Below are 22917 nucleotides of genomic sequence, written 5' to 3'. Positions count from 1 at the left end.
CCGGGAATGCGTGCGAAGCACACAAAATCCGTTTCGTGTGCTTCGCACGACGTATCTCACTGGATTCCGGCCTTCGCCGGAATGACGAGCCAACTCCATTGCCCATGACCCCTCCCTTGCGCATCGCCGTACTCGCCTCCGGCCGCGGCAGCAACCTCGCCGCGCTGATTGCCGCGCGTGATGCAGGCAAGCTGCCGGTGGAGTTCGTGCTGGTGGGCAGCGACAAGGCCTCCGCCGGTGCGCTGCGCCTGGCCGAAGAAGCAGGCATTCCCACCCTGGCGCTGAATCCGAAGAGCTATCCCGACCGCACGGCGTTCGACCGCGAACTGTTCGCCCGCATCGCCGCCAGCGGCGCCGAGCTGCTGGTGCTGGCTGGCTTCATGCGCGTGATCGACGGCGCCGTGGTGGCCGGGTGGGAAGGCCGCGCCATCAACATCCATCCCTCGCTGCTGCCCAGGTATCCCGGCCTGCACACGCATCGCCGCTGCCTCGAAGCCGGCGACGCCGAACACGGCGCCAGCGTCCACTACGTCACCGCCGAGCTGGACGGCGGCCCGGTGGTGGCGCAGGCGCGCATCCCGGTCGGCGCAAACGACACCGAAACCTCGCTCGCGGAACGCCTGCTGGCGGAAGAGCACAAATTGCTGCCCGCCGTGGTCGGCGCGATCGCCAGCGGTCGCCTGCGCTGGAACGGCGAGGCGGTGTTCGACGGCCGGCCCGTGACGAAGCCCCTCACGCTGGCGCAGCTGCTGTAGGAGTGCACCCTGTGCGCGAATGCTCTGGCACTTCGACCGGAACCAAAGGCATGCGCACACAGGGTGCGCTCCTTACAGCCCCCAAGGTCGCCCGTCATTCAGGCAAGCGGCATATATTTGGCGGGATGAAGACCCTCCTCCTCCGCACCGGCCTCGCCATGGCCCTCGCCCTGTCCGCCGCCGCGGCTTTCGCCGCGAACGTGCCGCAGTCCTTCACCGCCACCTACCACGTGTTGCAGGGCGGCCAGCCGCTGGGGGACGCCACGCTCACGCTGAAGCCCGCAGGCAATGGCCAGTACGAGTACACCGACAAGATCGTCGGCACCTCCGGCCTGGCCGCGGCGCTGGGCGCCAGCACGTCGGAGGTGTCGCGCTTCGCGTGGGTCGGCAAAGTGCCGCAGGCCATTTCGTACAAGTACGCGATGGCCTCCGCGTTCAAGCCGAAGAACCGCGAACTCGCCGTGCAGGGAAACACCGTCCAGGTGGACGACAACGGCAAGCACCACAGCTATCCCGCGCAGGCAGGCATGGTGGAACGCAACACCTTGCCGCTGGCGCTGGGGGTCGCACTGCGCGACGGCGCGAGGAGCGCCACCTTCCCGGTCGGCGGCAGGCAAAACATCGAAACGCAGACCTTCAAGGTCAGTGCCAACGAAAAGATCAGCGTCCCCGCCGGCTCCTTCGACGCCGTGCGCGTGGACCGCACCGACCAGGATCGCGCATTCAACGCGTGGTACGTGCCCGCGAAGTATCCGGTGCCGGTCAAGATCGCCCAGAAGGACGGCGGCAATCTCACGCTTGAGCTGGTGAGCTATACCCAGCCGTAGGAGCCTGTTCCATGTCTCCACGCAGCCCGCGCCGGGAGCTGTTTGCGCGCAGGCCAAGGAAGAACGAGGGTACGCGGGGAGAGTCCATGGATAGATTCGGCCTTGAGGAGCGGAGGAGTGGACGTGTCCGCCCACGACCGAGTGATGACGCCGGCGTCGGGCAAACAGACCCGGCCCTTCGGGTTGCCTTGCCGTGGCCGCCATCGGCAGGGCGCGGCTTGACCCCTGCCTTCGCGGGGGCAGGCTCTGTCAGCCAGGCAGGTCTGCGCCCTACCACCTGACGACCGCGGCAAGGCAACGCGGGCCATGTGGAGACATGGAACAGGCTCTGAGCATCAAGCCGGCATGTAGCGATCCAGTTCGTGCGCATGCTCGCGCAGCCAGCGGCGTGTGGCGGGCTGCCTGATCCATGCGTCCGATACAAATCCGACCACAGCCACCACCGCCACCCACAAGGACGGGATCGTCGGCAGCAACAACGCGCGGACGCTGTCAAGCAACAGTACGGCGACAAAAACCAGCGCCATCGGACCCAGCATGTGGCGCGGCGTAGTGCTGCGCGTCACCGCCTCGCGCCATAACCTCCGGCCACGGGGATCCCGTACGTCGCGCAGTTCGGGGATGTCCTTGAGCTGCCAGCAGTACGCCATGCGCTGCCCTCCGTTGCACAACGGGGGGCAGTCTGCGGCGAGCCGCTCAGTTGGGCAAGCGCCGGATCCGCGCGCCCAGCGTGCCGAGCTTTTCCTCGATGTTCTCGTAGCCGCGGTCGATGTGGTAGACGCGGTCCACCGTGGTGTCGCCCTGCGCCACCAGGCCGGCCAGCACCAGGCAGGCCGAGGCGCGCAGGTCGGTGGCCATGATCGGCGCGCCGCTCATATGGTCCACGCCCTTGATCACCGCGGTGTTGCCTTCGAGCTGGATGTCGGCACCGAGGCGCTGCAGCTCGTGGGCGTGCATGAAGCGGTTCTCGAACACGGTTTCGGTAATCACGCCGGTGCCCTCGGCCACGCAATTGAGCGCGGTGAACTGGGCCTGCATGTCGGTGGGGAACGCGGGGTACGGCGCGGTGGTGATGTTGACCGCCTTCGGCCGGCGCCCATCCATGTCCAGCTCGATCCAGTCGTCGCCGCTGGAGATCCGCGCACCGGCCTCCTCCAGCTTGGCCAGCACCGCGTCCAGCGTGCTGGCACGGGCGCCGCGGGCACGCACCTTGCCACCGGTCATCGCCGCGCCGACCAGGAAGGTGCCGGTCTCGATGCGGTCGGGCAGCACCTTGTAGTCGGTGCCGTGCAGGCGGTCCACGCCGTGGATCACCAGGGTCGAGGTGCCCGCGCCCTCGATCCGCGCGCCCATCGCGATCAGGCAGTGCGCCAGGTCCACCACCTCGGGTTCCTGCGCGGCATTCTCGATCACCGTGGTGCCCTCGGCGAGGGTGGCCGCCATCATGATGTTCTCGGTGCCGGTGACGGTGACCATGTCCATCACGATGCGCGCGCCCTTGAGCCGCTTGGCGCGCGCCTTGATGTAGCCGTTCTCCACCGTGATCTCGGCGCCCAGCGCCTGCAGGCCGCGGATGTGCTGGTCCACCGGGCGCGAACCGATCGCGCAGCCGCCGGGCAGCGACACCTCGGCCTGGCCGAAGCGCGCCACCAGCGGGCCCAGCACCAGGATCGAGGCACGCATGGTGCGCACCAGGTCGTACGGGGCGATGCAGGTGCTGGTGGTGCGCGGGTCGACGTGGATCTTCATGCGGTCGTCGAGCACCAGCTGAACGCCCATCTGGCCGAGCAGCTCGATGAAGGTGGTGACGTCGTGCAGGTGCGGCACGTTGCCGATGCTCACCGGCGCATCGGCCAGCAGGCAGGCGGCGAGGATCGGCAGCACGGCGTTCTTGGCGCCGGAAATGCCCACCTCGCCCTGGAGCGGCACGCCGCCATTGATCAGGATCTTGGCCATCGATGTTCCTAAACTTGTGCGCTCCGCCATTGAGCGCAAGAAAAAGCCGGCATGGATGCCGGAAATGTCATGGCATCACCCTCGGCGCACCGCGGCTTCCTCGGGGGTCAGCGTCTTCAATGCCAGCGCGTGGATCGCACCGCCCATCAGTTCGCCCAGCGTGGCGTAGACCAGCCGGTGCCGCGCCAGTGGCAGCTTGCCGGCGAACTGGCCGGCGACCACGGTGGCCTCGAAATGCACGCCATCGTCGCCGCTGACCTCGACCTGCGCTCCGGGCAGGCCGGTTTCGATCAGGGTCTGGATGCGTGCTGGGTCCATCGGGTTTCCACGAAAAGGGGGCAGCGGGCGCGGCCGGAATCGGCACCGCGTCGGCTTGTGACGTTAAAATGCGAATATGCCATGGTAATGGAAATCCCCTGTCGCAGAAACGACAGTGCTCCGCAACCTGGCCGCCAGCGCCCCTGCCACGGGCATCCCGACGTCCCGCATCGAGCCGACATGAACCCACGCCCCACTCCGCACGCCGCCATCGAACCGCAGCCCGAAGCCATCGTGCGCAGCGCCCGCGCAGTGATCGCCACCGAGGCAGCCGCGATCGCCGGGCTGGAGCCACGCATCGACGCCGCGTTCGTCGAGGCCTGCCGGCTGATCCTGGCCTGCCGCGGCCGCGTGGTGGTCACCGGCATGGGCAAGTCCGGCCACGTGGCGCACAAGATCGCCGCCACCCTGGCCTCCACCGGCACCCCTGCCTTCTTCGTGCATCCCGGCGAAGCCAGCCATGGCGACCTGGGCATGATCCAGCCCGACGACGTGGTGCTGGCGCTGTCCTACTCCGGCGAAACCGACGAGCTGCTGTTCATCCTGCCGATGATCAAGCGCCAGGGCATCCCGCTGATCGCGCTCACCGGCAGGCCCGGCTCCTCGCTGGCCAGCCAGGCCGACGTGCACCTGGACGGCAGCATCAGCAATGAGGCCTGCCCGCTCGGCCTGGCTCCCACCACCAGCACCACCGCGGCGCTGGTGCTGGGCGATGCGCTGGCGATCGCCCTGCTGGAGGCGCGCGGCTTCACCTCGGACGACTTCGCCCGCTCGCACCCGGCCGGCAGCCTGGGGCGCCGCCTGCTGCTGCGGATCAGCGACGTGATGCACGGCGGCGACAACGTGCCGCGCGTGCCGCCCGAGGCCAGCCTCACCGCCGCACTGGTGGAGATGACCCGCAAGCACCTGGGCATGACCGCGGTGGTCGACGCCGAGGACCGCCTGCTGGGCGTGTTCACCGACGGCGACCTGCGCCGCGCGCTGGACGACGAGGGCGTGAACCTGCGCGGCGCCACCGTGGCCGAACTGATGACCCGCGGCCCCAAGACCATCGGTCCCGACAAGCTGGCCTCCGAAGCGGCCCAGTTGATGGAGAAGCACCAGATCCACGCCCTGCTGGTGGTCGACGCCGAACGCCACGTGATCGGCGCGCTGAACATTCACGATCTGCTCCGTGCACGCGTGGTCTGATCGCGCGTTGCATCTCCCACTCCGACCATCGTCACGAACCGAACCATGAACCCGGCCGACCTGCCCGCTGCACTGCTTGCCCGCGCTGCGAAGATCCGCGTTGCCGCATTCGACGTGGACGGCACGCTCACCGACGGTCGCCTCTGGTACGGCGAAGACGGCCACGAGGCCAAGGTGTTCCATGTGCATGACGGCCTGGGCCTGAAGCGCCTGCAGGCGAATGGCGTGCAGGTGGCCTTCATCACCGCGCGGATCAGCCACCCGGTGGCCCTGCGCGCCGAGGAACTGGACATCGCCCACGTCTACCAGGGCCAGAGCGACAAGCGCGCCTGCCTCGAGGCGCTGCTGGAGGCGCTGAACCTCGCGCCCGAACAGGCCGCCTTCACCGGCGACGACCTGCCCGACCTGCCCCCGATGCACATCGCCGGCCTCGCCGTGGCGGTGGCCAACGCCCACCCCTGGGTGGCCGAGGCCGCGCACTGGCAGACCCGCCTGTCCGGTGGCATGGGCGCGGCGCGCGAGGTCTGCGACCTGATCCTGCACGCGCAGGGCCGGGACGCCGCGGAACGGGAGCGCTGGAAGTGATCCTGCGCCTGCGCCGCTGGTTCCGCGACCGCAAGCTGGCCAGCGCGATCGTGCTGGTCGCGCTGGCCGCCGGCGTCGCCCAGCTGTTGCTGTGGTGGACCGGACCGGCGGCGAAACCGAACGACTTCGTTGGCCCGCCGCGCTCGGGCTATGTCCTCTACAACTCCAGGATGTGGTCCTACAACCCCGAGGGCCAGCTGGCCTTCCGCATGCAGGCACCGCACCTGGACCGCCGCGACGGCGACGAAACGCTGTACATCAACTCGCCGGTGTTCGATATCTCCGCCAGGAAGCCCGACGTACCGGACTGGCACGGCCATTCGCTGTACGGCTGGGTGGACAAGAGCGGCACCCTCATCAAGCTGCAGGGCCCGGTGCACATGCAGCGCCCCGCGTTCACCGACGCCAAGGGCCAGCCGCAGGCCGAGGTGACCATCGACACCTCCGAAGTCACCGCCTGGCCGAAGGAAAACCGCATGGTGACGGCGGAAGCGGCGCACGCCGTGCAGGGCGCACGTACACTGGACGGCATCGGCATGCGAGCCAACCTCAACGACAACCATCTGGAGCTGTTCGATGCAAGCCATGGCACCTTCCCGCCACGCCCGCGTCCGCAACGCAAATCGTGAGGCGCTCGGCGTAGCCTGCGCGGCGGCTCTGCTCGCCCTGGTTCCGCTGGCGGCCAACGCCAAGAAGTCGGATCGACAGCAGCTGATGAACACCTGGTCCGTCAAGACCGACGCCTACAACGCGCCGAACACGGTCACCACGCTCACCGGCAACGTCAAGATCACCCAGGGCACCATGCTGGTCACCGGCAACATCGCCAAGATCTACCTGGACGGCGACCAGCAGGTATCGCGTATCGTGGTCACCGGCACACCCGGCCATCCGGCGCACATCCAGGAACTGGACGAGAACAACAACCTGGTGACCGGCGATGCCGCCACCCTGGATTACGACAACGTCAACAGCATCGCCGTGCTCACCGGCAATGCGGTGGTGGTGCAGCAGTGCCGCGGCGAATTCCATGGCGACAAGCTCACCTACAACCAGAACACCGACTACATCACCGGCGACACCGCCAGCAACGGCCTGGTGCACGGCGTGATCCTGCCCAAGAACACCACGGGCGCGCCGATCGTGTGCGCCAAGCCGCCCACCGCCCTGCCGGTACCCGACAACGAGCCGGTGGCCGGCAAGCTGCCCGCCAAGGCCGTTGCGCCCGCGAAGCCCGCCGCGCCCGCACCGGCAAAACCCGCCGCACCGGCAAAGGGCAACTGATCGATGCTGTCCGCCGAAGGTTTGCAAAAGAGTTTCAAGGCGCGCCAAGTGGTGCGCGATTTCGCCTTCTCCATCCGCGAAGGCGAGGTGGTGGGCCTGCTCGGCCCCAACGGGGCCGGCAAGACCACCTGCTTCTACATGGTGGTGGGCCTGATCGAGGCCGACGCCGGCACGATCAAGCTGGACAAGCAGGACATCACCGGCCTGCCGATGCACCTGCGCGCGCGCCTGGGCATCGGCTACCTGCCGCAGGAGGCCTCGGTGTTCCGCCGGCTCAGCGTGGCGGACAACATCATGGCCGTGCTGGAACTGCGCGAGGGCCTCGGCGCGCAGCAGCGCGATACCGAGCTGGAAAGCCTGCTGGACGAGCTGAAGATCGCCCATATCGCCGGCCAGAAGGGCATCAGCCTGTCCGGCGGCGAACGCCGCCGCGTGGAAATCGCCCGCGCACTGGCCGCCAACCCACGCTACATGCTGCTGGACGAACCCTTCGCCGGCGTCGATCCGATCTCGGTGGGCGAGATCCAGCGCATCGTGCGCCACCTCAAGGAGCGCGGCATCGGCGTGCTGATCACCGACCACAACGTGCGCGAGACACTGGGCATCTGCGACCGCGCCTACATCCTCAGCGACGGCGAGGTGCTGTCGCGCGGCACGCCCGCCCACATCCTCGCCGACGAGAAGGTGCGCGAGGTCTACCTGGGTCGCGAATTCAGGCTGTAATGGCGGCGCAGGCGGCTATGGCCGCCCCCGCCGGCTGCGGTAGGATGGAGCCCAGTCCATCCAACAGGCCGGCATGAAACCCGCACTGCAATTCCGCCTCCATCAACAGCTCACCCTGACGCCGCAGCTGCAACTGGCCATCCGCCTGCTGCAGCTGTCGCAACTGGAGCTGGAGGCCGAGTTGCGGCAGCTTGCCGAAGGCAACCCGCTGCTGGAATTCGCCGACGAGAACGAGGACGAGGCCGCCACCGACGAAGCCGCGCCGGAAGCCGACTACTTGCAGGCGCCCGGCCCCGCCGAGGCCGCCGCCGATCATGCTGTCGACGGCGACGATGTCGCCGAATGGGCCGACGACGGTGGTGGCAGCGTCGAGACCCCGATCGACTTTTCCAACGGTACCGGCAGCAGCGGCGCCACGCGCGGCGACGAGGATTTCGAACCGCAGAATGTCGCCCCCGAGACCCTGCAGCAACACCTGTTGTGGCAGCTCAACCTCGCCGGCTTCAACCCGCGCCAGACCGCGATCGCCACCGTGCTGATCGATGCGCTGAACGCCGACGGCTACCTCGCCGACGGCATCGAGGCGGTGCGCACGGCACTGCCGGCAAACCTGGCTGCCGACCTCGACGAGATCGAAGCCGTACGCCGCCGCCTGCAGGGCTTCGACCCGCTGGGCGTGGCCAGCCTGGACCTGCGCGACTGCCTGCGCAGCCAGCTGGAACAGTTCGACGCCACCACCCCGCAGCGCGAGCTGGCGCTCGCCATCGTCGACAGCGAACTGGAACTGCTCGCGCGCAACGACATCGCGAAGCTGGCGCGTAAGCTGCACGCCGGCGAGGACGAGGTGGCCGTCGCCGCCACCCTGATCCGCAGCCTCGACCCGCGCCCCGGGGCGGCGCTGGACACCACCCCGGTGGAATACGTGGCGCCGGATGTCTACGCCGTGCGCGACGGCAGCCGCTGGCAGGTGCGCCTGAACCCCGAGGCCCAGCCGCGGCTGGGCCTGAACCAGCACTATTGCAACCTGATCGCCCGCGCCCGCGGCGAGGACGCCAGCTGGATGAAGGGGCAGCTGCAGGAAGCGCGCTGGCTGCTGAAGAGCCTGGAGTCGCGTGCCGAAACCCTGCTCAAGGTGGCCGGCGCGATCGTGCGGCGGCAGAGCGCCTTCCTCGACTACGGCCCCGAGGCTATGCACCCGCTGGTGCTGCGGGAAGTGGCCGAGGAGGTGGGCATGCACGAATCCACCATCTCGCGCGTCACCACGCGCAAGTACCTGCACACGCCCCGCGGCACCTTCGAGTTGAAGTACTTCTTCTCCAGCGGCGTGTCGACCGAGGATGGCGGCAGCGCCTCGGCCACCGCGATCCAGGCCATGCTGCGCAAGCTGATCGAGGCGGAAGACCCGCGCAAGCCGCTTTCCGACCAGGCGCTGGCCGAGGAGCTGAAGGGCAAGGGCATCCAGGTCGCCCGTCGCACCGTGGCCAAATACCGGGAGGGTTTGCGCATCCCCAGTTCCAGCGAGCGCCAGCGCATCGGTTGAGCGGGGAACTTGCCAGCCGGAAAAACGCTCCCATGTCTGAAAGCGAAGGATGATCGACGACGCGCCGCGAGTCACGCCCGCAGCGCGTCCATCCCGCCGCGAAACGCGGCACTGCACCACCAGAGGAGGCGTACCATGCAATTCCAACTCAGCGGCCAGCAGATCGAAGTCACCCCCGCGCTGCGCAACCACGTCGAATCCAGGCTCGACCGCCTCCATCGCCTCGATGACAAACTGATCAGCCTTGCCGTGGTGCTCTCGGTGGACAAGCTGCAGCACCGTGCGGAGGCCACGCTCGGCGTCACCGGCGCCACCCTGCACGCGCAGGCCGCCGAGGCCGACATGTACGCCTCCATCGACATGCTGTTCGACAAGCTGGTCAACCAGTTGCGTCGCCATCGCGAGAAGATCGCCGACAAGCACCAGCGCGCCGTGCGCGAGGAGCGCCAGTACGGCTGATCACCTGCCGCAGGCCGCCCGCCCACGGGCGGCCTGCGCCTTCCGGAAGACATTCCCCCCGCCCAAGCTGGCACAATGGTCCCGTTGCCGCGAGCCCCACGAGCGGCGCGCGACGCAAAGGACCGAAGGCTTGGACCGGCTCACCGCACGACAACTCTACGATGGCGTCAACGAGCGCATGGCGCTGCGTTGGCTGGCCGGCATGCGCGGCGAATCGCGCGTGCTGGAGCCCGGCGCCGCGCAGGCGCGCCGCCCTTCGCTGATCGGCTACCTCAACGTCATCTACCCGAACAAGGTGCAGATCGTCGGTTCGGAGGAGTTGAACTTCCTCGACGGGCTGGATTCGCGCCAGCGCTGGGAGGTGATCCACAAGATCGCGGCCAGCCGGCCGGTGGCGTTGATCGTCACCAAGGACCAGCCGGTCCCCTCCGACCTGCGCGAGGTGGCCGAGGAAACCGACACCCCGCTGTGGGTCAGCGCCAAGCGCGGCCACGAGCTGCTGACCTTCCTGCAATACCACCTGGCACGCCAGCTGGCGGCGAAGACCACCCTGCACGGCGTGTTCCTGGAAGTGTTCTCGATCGGCGTGCTGATCACCGGCGAGGCCGGCTCCGGCAAGAGCGAGCTGGCGCTGGAACTGATCAGCCGCGGCCATCGCCTGGTCGCCGACGACGCCACCGAATTCACCCTGATCGCGCCGGACGTGATCGACGGCAGCTGTCCCGAGCTGCTGCAGGACCTGCTGGAAGTGCGCGGCCTCGGCGTGCTCAACGTGCGCGAGATGTTCGGCCACATGTCGGTGAAGCCATCCAAATACCTGCGCCTGGTGATCCACCTGAAGCCGCTGCGCGAGGGCGAGGACATCGACGCGCTGACCCGCCTCACCGGCGACATCGGCCATCGCGAGGTGTTCGACGTCAAGGTGCCGATGATCACGATCCCGGTGGCGCCGGGCCGCAACATCGCCGTGCTGGTCGAGGCCGCGGTGCGCAGCCACGCGCTGAAGAGCAAGGGCATCGACCCCGCGCAGACCTTCATCGACCGCCAGGCGCACCAGTTGCGCCGACTGCCGCCCTGGTGAACACCATGAACGACGAAAACCCCGCGCCCGGCAACCTGTTCACCAACCCGCACGAGACCCACCTGATCGTGCTCACCGGCATGTCCGGCGGTGGCAAGACGGTGGCATTGCGCGCGCTGGAGGACCTGGAGTTCTACTGCGTCGACAACCTGCCCCCCTCCCTGCTGCCGCAGCTGGTGGAAGCGGTGAGCCGTGGCGCCGGCCGGCGCCGGCGCATCGCGGTGGGGGCGGACGTGCGCAACCGCGGCACCGATTTCGAACACCTGCCCACGGTGCTCTCCGCACTGGCCACCGCCGGCGTGCAGTTGCACCTGATCTTCCTCGATTGCCGCGACGAGGTGCTGATCAAGCGCTATTCGGAAACCCGCCGCCGCCACCCACTCGCCAAGCGCGGCATGTCGCTGGCCGACGCGATCGCCGAGGAACGCCGCCTGCTGCGTCCACTCGCGGCGATCGCCGAGAAGGTGATCGATTCCAGCGAACTCAACGTGCACCAGCTGCGTCGACTGGTCGCCACCGGCTATGCGCAGGCCACCGAAGGCATGACCTTGATGTTCCAGTCCTTCGCGTTCAAGCGCGGGCTGCCGCTGGACTCGGATTTCGTGTTCGACGCGCGCTGCCTGCCCAACCCGCACTGGCAACCGCGGTTGCGACCGCTGTCCGGCAAGGACAGTCCCGTACGCGAGTACCTGGAAGGCGAGCCGATGGTCGCGGAATACCTCGCCGACACCACGCGCTGGCTGGACACCTGGCTGCCGCGCTTCGAGCAGGACGACCGCAGCTACGTCACCGTCGCGATCGGCTGCACCGGCGGCCGGCACCGTTCGGTGTACTTGGTCGAGCAGCTCGCCGCACACTATCGCGAAACGCGCGAGGGCGTGCTTACCTTCCACCGCGAGCTGGACTGAGCCATGACGCCGCGATACATGCAGCCGGATGCACGACCATGAGTGTGGGTGTGCTGCTGATGACGCACGAAGCGGTCGGCCAGGCGCTGATCTCCGCCGCGTACCACGTGATGCCGAAGCTGCCGCTGCAGGTGGAGGCGGTGGAAGTGCCGCCGCAAGCCGATCCGGACGTGATGCGCACGCTCACCGCCCGCCATGCGCGGGCGCTCGACCAGGGCGAAGGCGTGCTGGTGCTGGCCGACCTCTACGGCGCCACGCCGTGCAACATCGGCCTCTCGCTGAGCTCGCTGGGCGTGCGCCTGCGCTGCGTCTCCGGCCTCAACCTGCCGATGCTGCTGCGCGTGCTCAACTATGCGGAAAAACCACTGGACGAACTGGCCGAGATCGCGGCGAGCGGCGGCCGCGGGGGAATCTTCATCGACCATGCCTGACTCTGAACATGCTTGAACAAGAAATCGTCGTTTCCAACAAGCTTGGCTTGCACGCCCGCGCCTCGGCCAAGCTGGTGCAACTGGTGCAGGGATTCAAATCCACCGTGCTGCTGGCCAGCAAGGGGCGCGAGGTGAATGCGCAGAGCATCATGGGCGTGATGATGCTCGCCGCCGGCATCGGCACGCCGCTGACGATCCGTGCTGCCGGACCGGACGAACAGGCCGCACTGGACGCGGTGGTGGCGCTGTTCGAGCACAAGTTCGACGAGGGAGCATGAGGGTATATGGGAACCAGGCATAGGGAATCGGGAGTGGTGAAGGGTGGAGCGCGCACGAGTGCGATGCTTGCCTCGCGCCCGCCGCCGGCGTTTCCTGTTTCCAGCCCCCTGCCCTCCATGTCTTCGGCGGGAGCTTGCCCATGAGGCACGTCCTGCCCGGCACCCTGGCATCACGCGGCATGGCGCTTGGACGTGCGCGACTGGTGCAGCCCAGCCGCTACACGGTGGATACCCGCCCGCTGGCCGAAGACGAAATCGAGGGCGAGCTCGAACATCTGCACTACGCGCTGGACACCGCGCGCCAGGAGCTGCGCGAGCTGCGCGGCAAGCTGCACGGCGCGCTGGCGCGCGAGGTCAACGAGTTCATCGACGCGCACAGCCTGCTGCTGGACGACGCCGAGCTGCTGCGCGGCCTCGACGACCTGGTGAAGATCGGCCACTACCGCGCCGGCGCCGCGCTGAAGAAACAGCGCGACAAGCTGGCCGCGGTGTTCGAGGCGATGGACGATCCGTACCTGCGCAGCCGCAAGGAGGATATCGACCAGGTGATCGCCCGCGTGATCTCCGCGCTGCAGCGCCAGACCAGCGTCGAGGAGCGCAAGCTGGCCGCACGCGTGGGAGAGATCCTGGTCGCCGACACCATCGCGCCGGCCGACATGGCCCAGCTCGCCGGCAACGGCCTGCTTGGCGTGGTCACCAGCTCCGGCAGTGCGTACTCGCACAGCGCGATCCTCGCCCGCAGCCTCGGCCTGCCGATGCTGGTGGGCGCGCGCGACGCGCTGGCGCTGCTGCACGACGACGACCTGATCCTGCTCGACGCCGAACATGGCGAGGCGATCGTGCACCCCACCGCGCAGGACCTCGCCCGCTATCGCGCCTGGCAGCGCGAGGCCGCCGCCGAAGGGCGGCGCCTCGCCATGCTGGCGAACGCGCCGACCCGCACCCGCGACGGCGTGGAGATCCGCCTGCTGGCGAATGCGGAGACCCCCGCCGACGTGGCGCTGGCGCGTACCCGCGGCGCCGACGGCGTGGGCCTGTACCGCACCGAATTCCTGTTCCTGCGCCACAAGGGCCTGCCCTCGGAAGACGAACAGTTCATCGCCTACCGCGACCTGGTGCTGGGCATGGGCGGCCTGCCGGTCACCATCCGCACGCTCGATCTCGGCGCCGACAAGGCCGACGCCGCGGGCCTGGTGCTGCGCGGCGAGGACAACCCCGCGCTGGGCGTTCGCGGCGTGCGGCTGTCGCTGCGCTACCCGGCGGTGTTCACCACGCAGATCCGCGCGATCCTGCGCGCCGCCTGCTACGGCCCGGTGCGCGTGCTGGTGCCGATGGTGACCCAGCCCGACGAGCTGATCGCGGTGCGCACGCTGTTCAAGCTGGCGCGGCAGGACCTGAAGCGCGAGAGCATCGACCTCCCCGAGAAACTGCCGCTGGGCGCGATGATCGAGGTGCCCGCCGCCGCGATCAACGTGCGCGCCTTGCTCGAGCACGCCGACTTCCTCGCCATCGGCACCAACGACCTCGCCCAGTACGTGCTCGCCGCCGACCGCGGCAACGACGCGCTGGACAACATCTACACCCCGCTGCAGCCAGCCATGCTGCGCCTGCTCTCGCACGTGATCGGCGCGGGCCGCCGGGCGAAGAAGCCGGTGAGCCTGTGTGGCGAGATCGGCGGCGACGTGAACTTCACCGCGCTGCTGCTCGCGCTCGGCCTCAACGAGTTCAGCATGCATCCCAGCCAGCTGCTGCAGGTACGCGACCGCCTCGCCGCGCTCGATCACGCCGCGCTGCGCGGTCACGCCACCCGCCTGCTGCGCGCCATCACCCACGAACAGGTCGCGGAGCTGCTGACGCAACTCGCGGATTGAATCACCTCAGCGGCCGAGGCCGGCCTGTTCGATGAAGGCATCCAGCAGTGCGCCGCGGTATTTCTGGCGATGGATCAGCATCGACAGCTTGCGGCGGAGGTCGAGGAAAGGCGTCTTCAACGCCTTCAACCGGCCGGTCGCGAGTGCATCGGTGACTGCCACCTGCGGCAGGCAGGCGATGCCGAGACCCGCGATCACCGCCTGCTTGATCGCCTCGATCTGGTCCAGCTCCAGTACCGTCTCGCCGGGCGGCAGCTGCGACAGCACGCGCTCGCTGGTGGCGCGGGTGGCCGAGCCCGGCTCGCGCATCACCCAGCGCGCTCCGGCGAAGTCGGCGGGCCTCAGGCCGCGCTTGCGCGCCAGCGGATGGTCTGGCGGTGCGCACACCACCAGCGTGTCGTCACGCCACGGCCGCACTTCGAGCTGCGGGTGGGTCACCGGCCCCTCCACGCAGCCGAGATCGAGGCTGTGGTCGAGCATCGCCGCGGCAATCGCGTCGGTGTTCGCCACGCGCAGGCGGATCGCCACCTGCGGCTGCGCCCGCACGAATGCGCCCAGCAACTCGCCCACGCGATAGTTGCCTACCGTGTTGCTGGCGCCGATGCGCAATTCGCCCACAAGCGCCGCACCGTCCTCACGGCCGCGCCGGCCGAATTCGGCGTGGCGCTCCAGCAGCTCCTGCGCCAGCGGCAGCAGTTCGCGGCCACGCGGGTTGAGCCGCAGCCGGCCGCGTTCGCGGGCGAACAACGGCGCGTCGAGCTGACGCTCCAGCTCGGCCAGCGCCATGCTGGCCGCCGGCTGGGTCAGGTACAGGCGCTCGGCGGCGGCACGCACGCTGCCCAGCAGCGCGATCTGCACGAACACCTCGAGCTGGCGCGGGCTGATGTTGTTCATCACTCGATCTTATACAAACGATCAGATTTTCCAAGTTTTTCTGATCGGACAGGGCGAGGACAATGGCGCGTATTCCCGCACCGCGTCGCCGCATGAACACGCCACTCGCCACCACCCTTGCCCGCCCCACCCTGCGCAGCCGCGCACCAGGCCTGCTGCTGGCCATCGCCATCGCGCTGCTCGCGTGGTGGCTGGGCCGGCTGATGCCGCTGATCGGCGGCCCGGTGATCGGCATCCTGCTCGGCATCGCCGTACGCAACCTGTGCTCGCCCGACACGCGTTTCACGCCCGGCATCGCCTTCGCCGGCAAGCAGGTGCTGCAGTGGTCGATCATCGCGCTGGGCTTCGGCCTCAGCCTCACCCAGGTGGCGAAGACCGGACTGGAATCGCTGTCGGTGACCCTGGTGACGCTGACCGTGGCCTTCACCACCGCGTGGGCGCTGGGCCGCTGGCTGGGCGTGCACGACAAGCTGAAGATCCTGATCGGCGTGGGCACCGCGATCTGCGGCGGTTCGGCGATCGCCGCGGTCACGCCCATCATCAGGCCCGACGAGCACGACACCGCCTTCGCGATCTCCACGATCTTCCTGTTCAACGTGGTGGCAGTGCTGCTGTTCCCGCTGCTGGGCCACCTGCTGCACCTGAGCGACCTCGGCTTCGGCCTGTGGGCCGGCACCGCGATCAACGACACTTCCTCGGTGGTGGCGGCCGGCTACAGCTACAGCAGCGCGGCGGGCGACTACGCCACCATCGTCAAGCTCACCCGCGCCACCCTGATCATCCCGATCTGCCTGATCCTGGCCTTCGCGGTGGCCGCGCGCGAGAAGAAGAACGGCGCCGCCGACTTCAGCCTGCGCCGCATCTTCCCGTGGTTCATCCTGTGGTTCCTGGTGGCCTCGGCCGTCCGCACCGCTGGCCTGCTCCCCGCCGCCGTGCTGCCCGCGCTGCACGACCTCGCCGAGTTCCTGATCATCGTGGCGCTTACCGCGATCGGCCTCTCCGCCAACCTGCGCAAGATGATCGCCAGCGGCCCGCGGCCGATCCTGCTGGGCCTGGGCGTGTGGGCGGCTGTGTCGCTCAGCAGCCTGGCGGTGCAATTGCTGATCGGACGGCTGTGACATCGTGACCCGGTCATCCAACAGGGCTCAAACGCAAACCTGTTGAGCCTGGACCGCGATCCCCGCGCATCGGCAAGGCACAGCCTCCCGCCATTTCGCAAAGGCACATGCGAAACCGTGCCCGCAAAGAAGCGGAAACCACCAGGAGCAGGATGTGCATTCCAACTCCGCGGAAAGGCGCAGCGTCAAACGCTCGCGTCGAGGTGTTCGATCACCGGGCAGCTCGCCCCGCCCGCATTGGCGTCACAGTCCGCAATCCATCCCGCGAGCTCTCCGCGCAATTGCCGAAGTTCATCGATGCGTGCGTCGATCTTTTCCAGCTTGGCCACAGCCAGGGTACGCGTCACGCTGCAGCACACCCGCTCGCGCAACTTCAGCAACGTGGCGACTTCGGCCAAGGTGAAGCCCACCCTCTGCGCCCGCTTCACGAAACGCAGCCGGTCCAGGTCTTCAGGACCATAACGCCTGATCGAACCGTAGATGCGCGGCGATTCCGGCACCAGGCCACACCGCTGGTAGTAACGGATGGTCTCGACATTGATGCCCGCGCTCTTGGCGAGCGTGCCGATCGTGTACGAGGTGGGCATGCTTGACTCCGTACCGCACTACGGACCCTAGACTAGCGCACAAGCTCTCGCCGGGACTGAATCCGGAGCGAGCGCGGCTTTCGCTTGCGAGGACCAGTCGATGGGGGAAAGACGAAGAGCACTCGGCACCGCTGGCGGCGCGCTCGGTCTGGGCACGATGGCTGCGGCACTCGGCACGTGCTGTGGCGCGCCGTGGGCGGTGGGTTTGCTGGGCGTCAGCGGCGCGGTCGCGCTGGCGCGTCTTGCCCCGCTGCAGCCGTTTCTGCTTGCCGGTTCGATCATTCTGCTCGCGGCGGTATTTTGGCTGGCCTACCGGCGACCCAAGGCATGTGCCGATGACAGCTGCAACGTGGCGAACCGGCGCGGTTTGCGCTGGATCGCCTGGATCGCAGCCGTACTGGTGGCCGCGCTGGCAGTAGTCGCGCTGGTGCCGGCCATTGCAGCGTGGTCTTAGGAGGCCGACATGCGTACTTTCGTGACCGGACTTGTGCTCGCGTTGACGTTGATCGGCATCGCGGGCTGCTCGGAGCGAAGCGAAGGCAGGCCAGCCCCCGCATCGCCGGCCAGCTACACGATGCTGGACGACGGCGGCCAACAGCTTCGACTGGCGTTCAACCGGTCCATGGGCAGCGTGCGCCTGGTGCTGCTGGTCGACCCGACCTGCGCGGTATGCCTGCGCGGCCTGGCGGACGTCAATGCGGACCTGCTTGCCACCACCGCCGATCCCCGCTTGCAAACCTTCATCGTCTTCGAACCCGTGATCGGCGGCAAGGCGAGCGACATCGCGCCGGCGGCAAGCCTGTTGCGCAACGCGCATCTTCATCTTTTCTGGAACGCCGGCGGCGGCTTTGGCCATCTGTACGCGACGGCGGTGGATCTGCGGCGACATGGCAAGCTCGTCAATGCCTGGGACGTGTGGACCATCTACGGCCCCGGTGCAACCTGGGGAGATGCCGCCCCGCCGCGGCCGGCGTTGCTGATGCATCAGTTGCCCACGCTGGACAATCCAGGCTACCGGTACCTGGACGGGAAAGTGTTTGCACAGGCGGCGCGTGCGATGCTCGCGAAGCTGCCCGCACGGAGTGCGGCGCCACGATCCGGATCAGCCGCACATGAATAGTGGTGTCAACCTTGTCAGTCAGATCACCTGCCCCGCGTGCGGGCACAGTGCGATCGAAAACATGCCGACCAATGCATGCATCTTCTTCTACGAGTGCACGGGCTGCGGCGCATTGCTGAAGCCCAAGCCCGGGGATTGCTGCGTGTTCTGTTCGTACGGATTGGTACCATGTCCGCCAGTGCAGGTGGCCGGCGCGTGCTGCACGATCTCGCCAAATTCCTCAACATCGTGACGCTCGCCGCGAAAAGTGATCCCGGGGGAACATGGCCGGAGACCGTGCGAGCCCGTCACGTAACCAGGGTTTCACGCATGGGGCGCGATATTTTTACGCGGTGATCTGTCGATCGTTCCACGGAAGCGTGTCATGCCCAGAACCATCCACCTCAAGGTAAATGGCAAGCAGCACGCGATCGAGGCCGAGCCCGACACGATGCTGCTGTATGTGTTGCGCGACCAGCTGGGCTTGCATGGACCCAAGTTCGGTTGCGGTCTTTCGCAATGCGGCGCCTGCACCATCCACCTGGACGGTGCGGCCGTGCGTTCGTGCGTGCTTCCGGCCACCGCCGCCGAGGGTCGCGAGATCACCACGCTCGAAGGGCTCGGCAGCGTGGACAAGCCGGGTCCGCTGCAGCAGGCCTTCATCGACGAACAGGCCGTCCAGTGCGGCTACTGCATCAACGGCATGATCATGACCGCGCAGGCATTCCTCGATTCGCATCCGGACCCGAGCCGGGACGACATCAAGCAGGCGCTGGACAACAACCTGTGCCGTTGCGGCACGCACATGCGCATCGTCCGCGCCGTCGAACGCGCCGCGAAGAACTGGAGGCCGGCATCATGAATGCGCGTCCTGAATCCGCCTCCGCAGCTTCCGACATCTCCGACTTCGGCGCCAGCCGTCGCCAGTTCCTCAAGACCTCGGGCGGCCTCGTGCTGGGCTTCAGCCTGTTCGGGCCGCTGGCCGCGGTCGCCCAGCAGCCCGCCACGCGCCTTCCGGCCAGCGCCAGCGGTGGGGCGCAGACGTTCCCGGCGGTGGATCCGGCCAGACTCGATGCGTGGCTGGCGATCCACCCCGACAACACCGCCACGCTCTTCACGGGCAAGGTCGAGCAAGGCAACGGCTCGCCCAATGCGCTGGCGCAGATCGCGGCCGAGGAACTCGATTTCCCGTTCGACCGGCTGTTCGTGGTGATGGGCACCACGACCAGCACGGTCGACCAAGGGCCGACTTACGGCAGCATGGCGGTCCGTTACGCCGGCCCGCAAATCCGCCATGCTGCGGCCGCGGGACGCCAGGTTCTGTTGTCGATGGCGGGCAAACGCCTGCGCGTGCCGGTAGAGCAGCTCGCCGTGCGCGACGGTGTCGTCTCCGTCGTGGGTGCGCCGGGCCTCAGTGTTACAAGCCGCAGCATCACCTACGGCGAGCTGGTGGACGGCAAACGCCTCGACGTGACGATCGGAGCGACCGGCAAGACGTTCGGCATGAAGGTGGCGCCGGATGCCAGGCTCAAGGACCCTTCGAAGTACACGATCGTCGGCACGTCGGTTCCGCGCAAGGATATTCCGGGCAAGGTCACGGGCGAGTTCACCTACGTGCACGACGTCAAGGTGCCGAACATGCTGCACGGGCGCGTCGTGCGGCCATACGGCATCGGGTCCGACCTGCTGAGCGTGGACGAGAGCGGCCTGCGGGACATCCCGGGATTCGTTGCGGTGGTGCGCCAGCGCAATTTCCTTGGCGTCGTTGCGGAAACCGAATGGAGCGCCATCAAGGCCGCCGAGAAACTGGGCTCGAAGCGGGTCCGCAAGGGCCCCACGGATGGCCAGGCCAAGTGGTCGGACTGGCAGGGCCTGCCGGCGATGGACGACCTCTGGGAAACATTGCGGCATGCATCGGGCAAGGACACCAGCGTGGCCAGGCGCGGCGACGTCGATGCAGCCCTGCGCGGTGCCGCGAAGACGCTGAAGGCGACCTATAGCACGCCGTTCGAGACCCACGGATCGATCGGCCCGGAACTCGCGATTGCCGATGTCGGCAACGGTTACGCGAAATTCTGGGCCGGCACCCAGATGCCGCACCAGGCGCGGCGCGACATGGCCGAACTGCTGGACCTGCCGGTCGAGAACGTCGAGGTGAACTGGGTCGAGGCTTCCGGCCAGTATGGCCGCAACGGCCTCGAACCCGTGATGGCGGACGCCGCGATCATGTCGCGGGCTGTCGGACGCCCGGTCCGCGTGCAGTGGATGCGTTGGGATTCGCACGGCTGGGATCCCAAGGAACCGCCCATCGTGCAGGACCTCGAGGGCGCGCTGGACCATACCGGCAACGTCATTGCGTGGCGCCATCACATGTGGGTTCCGACGTTCAGCGATACGCGCCTGCTGGCCTCCGAACTGATCGGCAAGCCGGTCGGCCAGATCCACCTGGGTGACGCTGCGATCCAATATGAGTACCAGTTCGACCATGCGGATGTCGTCGCACATGGCGAAGGCCGGGTCGGCCTGATCACCGCGTGGATGCGCGCGCCCGGGCAGTTCGAAACCACCTTCGCGATGGAGGCCTTCGTCGATGAACTGGCCGCGGCGGCGCAGCAGGATCCATTGGCGTTCCGGCTGAAGTACCTCAAGGAGCCACGTGCGATTGCGGTCTTGAAGGCAGCCGCCCGACAGTACGGCTGGAAGAGCCGGCCGGCGTTCCAGGGCAAACAGCCGGGCGGCAAGGCCACGGGCCGCGGTATCGCCTGGGTCAACCGCGACGGGAGCCGGGTCGCCACCATCGCGGACGTCGTGGTCGATCGCGACACCGGCGAAATCCGGGTCAAGCGCGTCGTGGTGGCGCACGACTGCGGGCTGGTGATCAGTCCCGACGGCATGCGCAACCAGATCGAGGGCAACGTGATCCAGTCGATAAGCCGGACGCTGCACGAGGAAATCGCCTTCGACCGCGCGCATGTCACCAGCCGCGACTGGGCGAGTTATCCGATCCTGCGCTTCAACGAGATCCCCGACAGCATCGAGATGGTGTTCGTCAACAACAGCGCCCAATACCCATCGAATGGCGGCGGCGAACCTTCGACCTGCCCCACTGCGGCGGTCATCAGCAACGCGGTCTACGACGCGACCGGCATACGCCTGCGCCAGAAGCCGTTCCGGCCCGAGCGCGTCAAGGCGGCGCTGGCCCGGGCATGACGTTCCCATGATCCATCGCCCATGAGCAGCGCAGCAGAGTGGCGGACATTGATCGACGCGGTCAACGGCCTGCCCGAAGGCGCACCGGCCGCCGCGCTGGCCACGCTGATCCGCACGCGTGGTTCGACCTTCCGCCGCGCCGGCACGCGGATGCTGGTCCATGCCGATGGGCGCGTGGTCTGCGAACTTTCCGGCGGCTGCCCGCAGCGTGACATCGTCGAGCGCGCCCGCGCAGTCATTCGCGATGGCAGACCCTTGCAGGTAACCTACAACGCCGAATCTGGCCTGGACGTGCTGATGGAGATGGGCTGCGGCGGTGAGCTCGAAGTGTTGATCGAACCGATCGAACGAACCAGCGCGATGCCGTGGCTGGCGCCGCTTGATGCCTGTCTGCGCGAACGACGGCCGGCCACGCTGGCGACATGGTTCGCGCACGATGGCGTGACCATGGCACCACGGCGCGCGCTCGCCGATGGCACGCAGGTGGACACGCCCGCGTGCGATGCGCTGCGCACTGCGCTCGCCAGGCCACGACCGGACCGCGCCACGGTGGTCGCTGTCCCGGGCACGGATGGCCGCGACGAAGTGCTGCTCGAACCGGTGCAGCCGCCCCACGCGCTGGTGGTGATCGGCAGCAACGCGACTTCGCGTGCATTGCTGCGGCTGGCCGGTGCGCTCGGCTGGCAGACCACCCTGGTCGACAACGATCCGCGCCGGCTCGACGTTTCCGACCTGCCAGCCAGGCCCGCAACCTGTTGCGCCGAACCGGCCCGTCTATGCGAGACCGTCGCATTCGATCTGCAGACCTCGGTGATGGTGGTGACCCACAGCCTGGCGCGGGACACGGCGTACCTGCGCGCGCTGGAAGACGTACCGCTCGCGTATGTCGGCGCACTGAGTTCGCGCGAGCGGGCAGCGCGCCTGCTCGACGAACTGGAAGCGCCCGAATGGGCGCTGCACGCGCCGGCCGGGCTGGATATCGGCGCGAACACGCCCGAGGAAATCGCGCTGGCGATCGTCGCGGAGATCCTTGCGGTGCAACGCGCCCGCGCGGGCGGCCCGCTGCGGGTGAAGGCCGGCACCATCCACGCATGAACGCCACACCGCCCCGCAGCAAAGAAACGGTCGTGGTGTTGCTGGCGGCCGGCGAAGGGCGCCGCTTCGGCGCGCTCAAGCAGTTGGCGCAAATCGATGGCGAGCCCATGGTCCGGCGCGTGGCGCGGACGCTGCTGCGCCTGCACCGTCCGCTGCTGGTGATGACCGGTGCCGGCGCCGACGCCGTGGCCGCTGCGCTGGCCGGATTGCCCGCGACCTGCGTACCGAATCCCGATTGGCGCGATGGCCTGGGCGCATCGCTGGGCGCCGGCATCCGCGCCGTGCGCGACCGTTTTCCCGATGCCACGGCGGCACTCGTGTGCCTGGCCGATCACCCATTGCTCGATGCGCGCGCGCTGGAAATGATGTTCGAACGCCACGCGCAAGACCCCACCCGCGTCTTCGCCGCCGATCACGCCGGCGAGCCCGGTCCGCCGGTGCTGTTTCCCGCCGATTGCTTCCCCGAACTCGCCGCATGGCGCGGAGCGGAAGGCGCGCAAGCCTGGCTCCGCCGCCAGGATTTGCGCGTCGAACGCATGTCGCTTGACGTGACCGACGTGGACACGCCGGCCGATCTTGATCGCGTGCAGCAGCAGCTCGCGTACCCGCTACCGAAGCAGAAGCAGGCCCACTCCTGATCAGCCACGCCCCGGCAGGGGTGGGCGAGGGTCAGCCCCAACACCAGGCGTATCGGTTGCGGCGGCGCT

The 22917-nt window shown here is 68.2% G+C and carries 28 protein-coding genes; 23 read left to right on the top strand and 5 right to left on the bottom strand.

Features of this window, described 5'->3' with window-relative positions; genetic code table 11:
- The first annotated feature begins 104 nt into the window (after positions 1–104).
- Positions 105–755: a phosphoribosylglycinamide formyltransferase gene (purN, locus tag ABQJ54_RS18075; RefSeq protein WP_367855724.1), complete on the top strand. Its 651-nt coding sequence runs from the start codon at positions 105–107 to the stop codon at positions 753–755.
- A 125-nt stretch (positions 756–880) separates the two neighbouring features.
- A complete protein-coding gene (locus ABQJ54_RS18070; protein ID WP_367855723.1) occupies positions 881–1582 on the top strand; it encodes a DUF3108 domain-containing protein in 702 nt (233 codons plus the stop codon).
- 335 nt (positions 1583–1917) lie between these two features.
- On the opposite strand, the gene ABQJ54_RS18065 is transcribed toward ABQJ54_RS18070, so the two are convergent.
- The 3 genes from ABQJ54_RS18065 to ABQJ54_RS18055 all read right to left on the bottom strand — a co-directional run bounded on the left by ABQJ54_RS18065 (position 1918) and on the right by ABQJ54_RS18055 (position 3856).
- On the bottom strand, positions 1918–2232 hold the full coding sequence (locus ABQJ54_RS18065) for a hypothetical protein (RefSeq protein WP_367855722.1): 315 nt from the start codon (positions 2230–2232) through the stop codon (positions 1918–1920).
- 46 nt (positions 2233–2278) lie between these two features.
- Complete coding sequence (gene murA, locus ABQJ54_RS18060; protein WP_367855721.1) at positions 2279–3538, bottom strand: UDP-N-acetylglucosamine 1-carboxyvinyltransferase; 1260 nt, start codon at positions 3536–3538, stop codon at positions 2279–2281.
- Positions 3539–3613: 75 nt separating this feature from the next.
- Positions 3614–3856 (bottom strand): BolA family protein, encoded by a 243-nt coding sequence (locus ABQJ54_RS18055; RefSeq protein WP_367855720.1) that lies wholly within the window; start codon positions 3854–3856, stop codon positions 3614–3616.
- Between the two features lie 180 nt (positions 3857–4036).
- On the opposite strand from ABQJ54_RS18055, the gene ABQJ54_RS18050 reads away from it, so the two are divergent.
- From ABQJ54_RS18050 to ptsP, 12 genes are all read left to right on the top strand, one after another.
- On the top strand, positions 4037–5047 hold the full coding sequence (locus ABQJ54_RS18050) for a KpsF/GutQ family sugar-phosphate isomerase (RefSeq protein WP_367855719.1): 1011 nt from the start codon (positions 4037–4039) through the stop codon (positions 5045–5047).
- A gap of 45 nt (positions 5048–5092) precedes the next feature.
- Positions 5093–5632 (top strand): KdsC family phosphatase, encoded by a 540-nt coding sequence (locus ABQJ54_RS18045; RefSeq protein ID WP_367855718.1) that lies wholly within the window; start codon positions 5093–5095, stop codon positions 5630–5632.
- Entirely contained in the window at positions 5629–6261 is a 633-nt protein-coding gene (lptC, locus tag ABQJ54_RS18040) for an LPS export ABC transporter periplasmic protein LptC (protein WP_367855717.1), read from the top strand. The genes ABQJ54_RS18045 and lptC overlap by 4 nt, the downstream gene beginning before the upstream one ends.
- Positions 6218–6916, top strand: a complete 699-nt coding sequence (gene lptA / locus ABQJ54_RS18035; protein ID WP_367855716.1) for a lipopolysaccharide transport periplasmic protein LptA — start codon at positions 6218–6220, stop codon at positions 6914–6916. The genes lptC and lptA overlap by 44 nt, the downstream gene beginning before the upstream one ends.
- A gap of 3 nt (positions 6917–6919) precedes the next feature.
- Entirely contained in the window at positions 6920–7639 is a 720-nt protein-coding gene (gene lptB, locus ABQJ54_RS18030; RefSeq protein ID WP_367855715.1) for an LPS export ABC transporter ATP-binding protein, read from the top strand.
- Positions 7640–7712: 73 nt separating this feature from the next.
- Positions 7713–9179, top strand: a complete 1467-nt coding sequence (locus ABQJ54_RS18025; protein ID WP_367855714.1) for an RNA polymerase factor sigma-54 — start codon at positions 7713–7715, stop codon at positions 9177–9179.
- A gap of 135 nt (positions 9180–9314) precedes the next feature.
- Positions 9315–9638: a ribosome hibernation-promoting factor, HPF/YfiA family gene (gene hpf, locus ABQJ54_RS18020; RefSeq protein WP_367855713.1), complete on the top strand. Its 324-nt coding sequence runs from the start codon at positions 9315–9317 to the stop codon at positions 9636–9638.
- A 130-nt stretch (positions 9639–9768) separates the two neighbouring features.
- Positions 9769–10719: an HPr(Ser) kinase/phosphatase gene (hprK, locus tag ABQJ54_RS18015; RefSeq protein WP_367855712.1), complete on the top strand. Its 951-nt coding sequence runs from the start codon at positions 9769–9771 to the stop codon at positions 10717–10719.
- Between the two features lie 5 nt (positions 10720–10724).
- The gene (gene rapZ, locus ABQJ54_RS18010; RefSeq protein ID WP_367855711.1) at positions 10725–11627 is read left to right on the top strand and encodes an RNase adapter RapZ; all 903 of its coding nucleotides are present in this window, start codon (positions 10725–10727) and stop codon (positions 11625–11627) included.
- 38 nt (positions 11628–11665) lie between these two features.
- A complete protein-coding gene (locus tag ABQJ54_RS18005; RefSeq protein ID WP_367855710.1) occupies positions 11666–12058 on the top strand; it encodes a PTS sugar transporter subunit IIA in 393 nt (130 codons plus the stop codon).
- 8 nt (positions 12059–12066) lie between these two features.
- A complete protein-coding gene (locus ABQJ54_RS18000; RefSeq protein WP_367855709.1) occupies positions 12067–12336 on the top strand; it encodes an HPr family phosphocarrier protein in 270 nt (89 codons plus the stop codon).
- 140 nt (positions 12337–12476) lie between these two features.
- Positions 12477–14207 (top strand): phosphoenolpyruvate--protein phosphotransferase, encoded by a 1731-nt coding sequence (gene ptsP / locus ABQJ54_RS17995; protein ID WP_367855708.1) that lies wholly within the window; start codon positions 12477–12479, stop codon positions 14205–14207.
- A 6-nt stretch (positions 14208–14213) separates the two neighbouring features.
- Here the strand turns inward: ptsP and ABQJ54_RS17990 are convergent, their stop codons facing one another.
- On the bottom strand, positions 14214–15101 hold the full coding sequence (locus tag ABQJ54_RS17990) for a LysR family transcriptional regulator (protein ID WP_367855707.1): 888 nt from the start codon (positions 15099–15101) through the stop codon (positions 14214–14216).
- Positions 15102–15193: 92 nt separating this feature from the next.
- On the opposite strand from ABQJ54_RS17990, the gene ABQJ54_RS17985 reads away from it, so the two are divergent.
- The gene (locus tag ABQJ54_RS17985) at positions 15194–16219 is read left to right on the top strand and encodes a YeiH family protein (protein WP_367855706.1); all 1026 of its coding nucleotides are present in this window, start codon (positions 15194–15196) and stop codon (positions 16217–16219) included.
- Between the two features lie 185 nt (positions 16220–16404).
- On the opposite strand, the gene ABQJ54_RS17980 is transcribed toward ABQJ54_RS17985, so the two are convergent.
- Positions 16405–16806 (bottom strand): MerR family transcriptional regulator, encoded by a 402-nt coding sequence (locus ABQJ54_RS17980; RefSeq protein WP_367855705.1) that lies wholly within the window; start codon positions 16804–16806, stop codon positions 16405–16407.
- A gap of 157 nt (positions 16807–16963) precedes the next feature.
- Between ABQJ54_RS17980 and ABQJ54_RS17975 the strand changes: the two genes are divergently transcribed.
- From ABQJ54_RS17975 to ABQJ54_RS17940, 8 genes are read left to right on the top strand one after another with little or no spacing between them, the layout of a single operon-like run.
- Entirely contained in the window at positions 16964–17260 is a 297-nt protein-coding gene (locus ABQJ54_RS17975) for a hypothetical protein (protein ID WP_367855704.1), read from the top strand.
- Positions 17261–17269: 9 nt separating this feature from the next.
- Positions 17270–17926, top strand: coding sequence for a hypothetical protein (locus ABQJ54_RS17970; RefSeq protein ID WP_367855703.1), 657 nt, complete (start codon positions 17270–17272; stop codon positions 17924–17926).
- Positions 17919–18158, top strand: coding sequence for a GDCCVxC domain-containing (seleno)protein (locus ABQJ54_RS17965; RefSeq protein ID WP_367855702.1), 240 nt, complete (start codon positions 17919–17921; stop codon positions 18156–18158). The genes ABQJ54_RS17970 and ABQJ54_RS17965 overlap by 8 nt, the downstream gene beginning before the upstream one ends.
- Positions 18095–18262, top strand: coding sequence for a hypothetical protein (locus ABQJ54_RS17960; RefSeq protein WP_367855884.1), 168 nt, complete (start codon positions 18095–18097; stop codon positions 18260–18262). The genes ABQJ54_RS17965 and ABQJ54_RS17960 overlap by 64 nt, the downstream gene beginning before the upstream one ends.
- A gap of 28 nt (positions 18263–18290) precedes the next feature.
- Entirely contained in the window at positions 18291–18767 is a 477-nt protein-coding gene (locus ABQJ54_RS17955; RefSeq protein ID WP_367855701.1) for a (2Fe-2S)-binding protein, read from the top strand.
- Positions 18764–21115: a xanthine dehydrogenase family protein molybdopterin-binding subunit gene (locus ABQJ54_RS17950; protein WP_367855700.1), complete on the top strand. Its 2352-nt coding sequence runs from the start codon at positions 18764–18766 to the stop codon at positions 21113–21115. Before ABQJ54_RS17955 ends, ABQJ54_RS17950 begins: the two co-directional genes overlap by 4 nt.
- A gap of 21 nt (positions 21116–21136) precedes the next feature.
- Positions 21137–22210, top strand: coding sequence for an XdhC family protein (locus ABQJ54_RS17945; RefSeq protein ID WP_367855699.1), 1074 nt, complete (start codon positions 21137–21139; stop codon positions 22208–22210).
- Positions 22207–22848, top strand: a complete 642-nt coding sequence (locus tag ABQJ54_RS17940) for a nucleotidyltransferase family protein (RefSeq protein WP_367855698.1) — start codon at positions 22207–22209, stop codon at positions 22846–22848. The genes ABQJ54_RS17945 and ABQJ54_RS17940 overlap by 4 nt, the downstream gene beginning before the upstream one ends.
- The last annotated feature ends 69 nt before the right edge of the window (positions 22849–22917 follow it).

This window comes from Rhodanobacter lycopersici (genome assembly GCF_040812335.1).
Taxonomy (GTDB): Bacteria; Pseudomonadota; Gammaproteobacteria; order Xanthomonadales; family Rhodanobacteraceae; genus Rhodanobacter_A; species Rhodanobacter_A lycopersici.
Note: the sequence above shows the minus strand (reverse complement) of the source record. Positions and strands in the feature narration are given on the sequence as shown.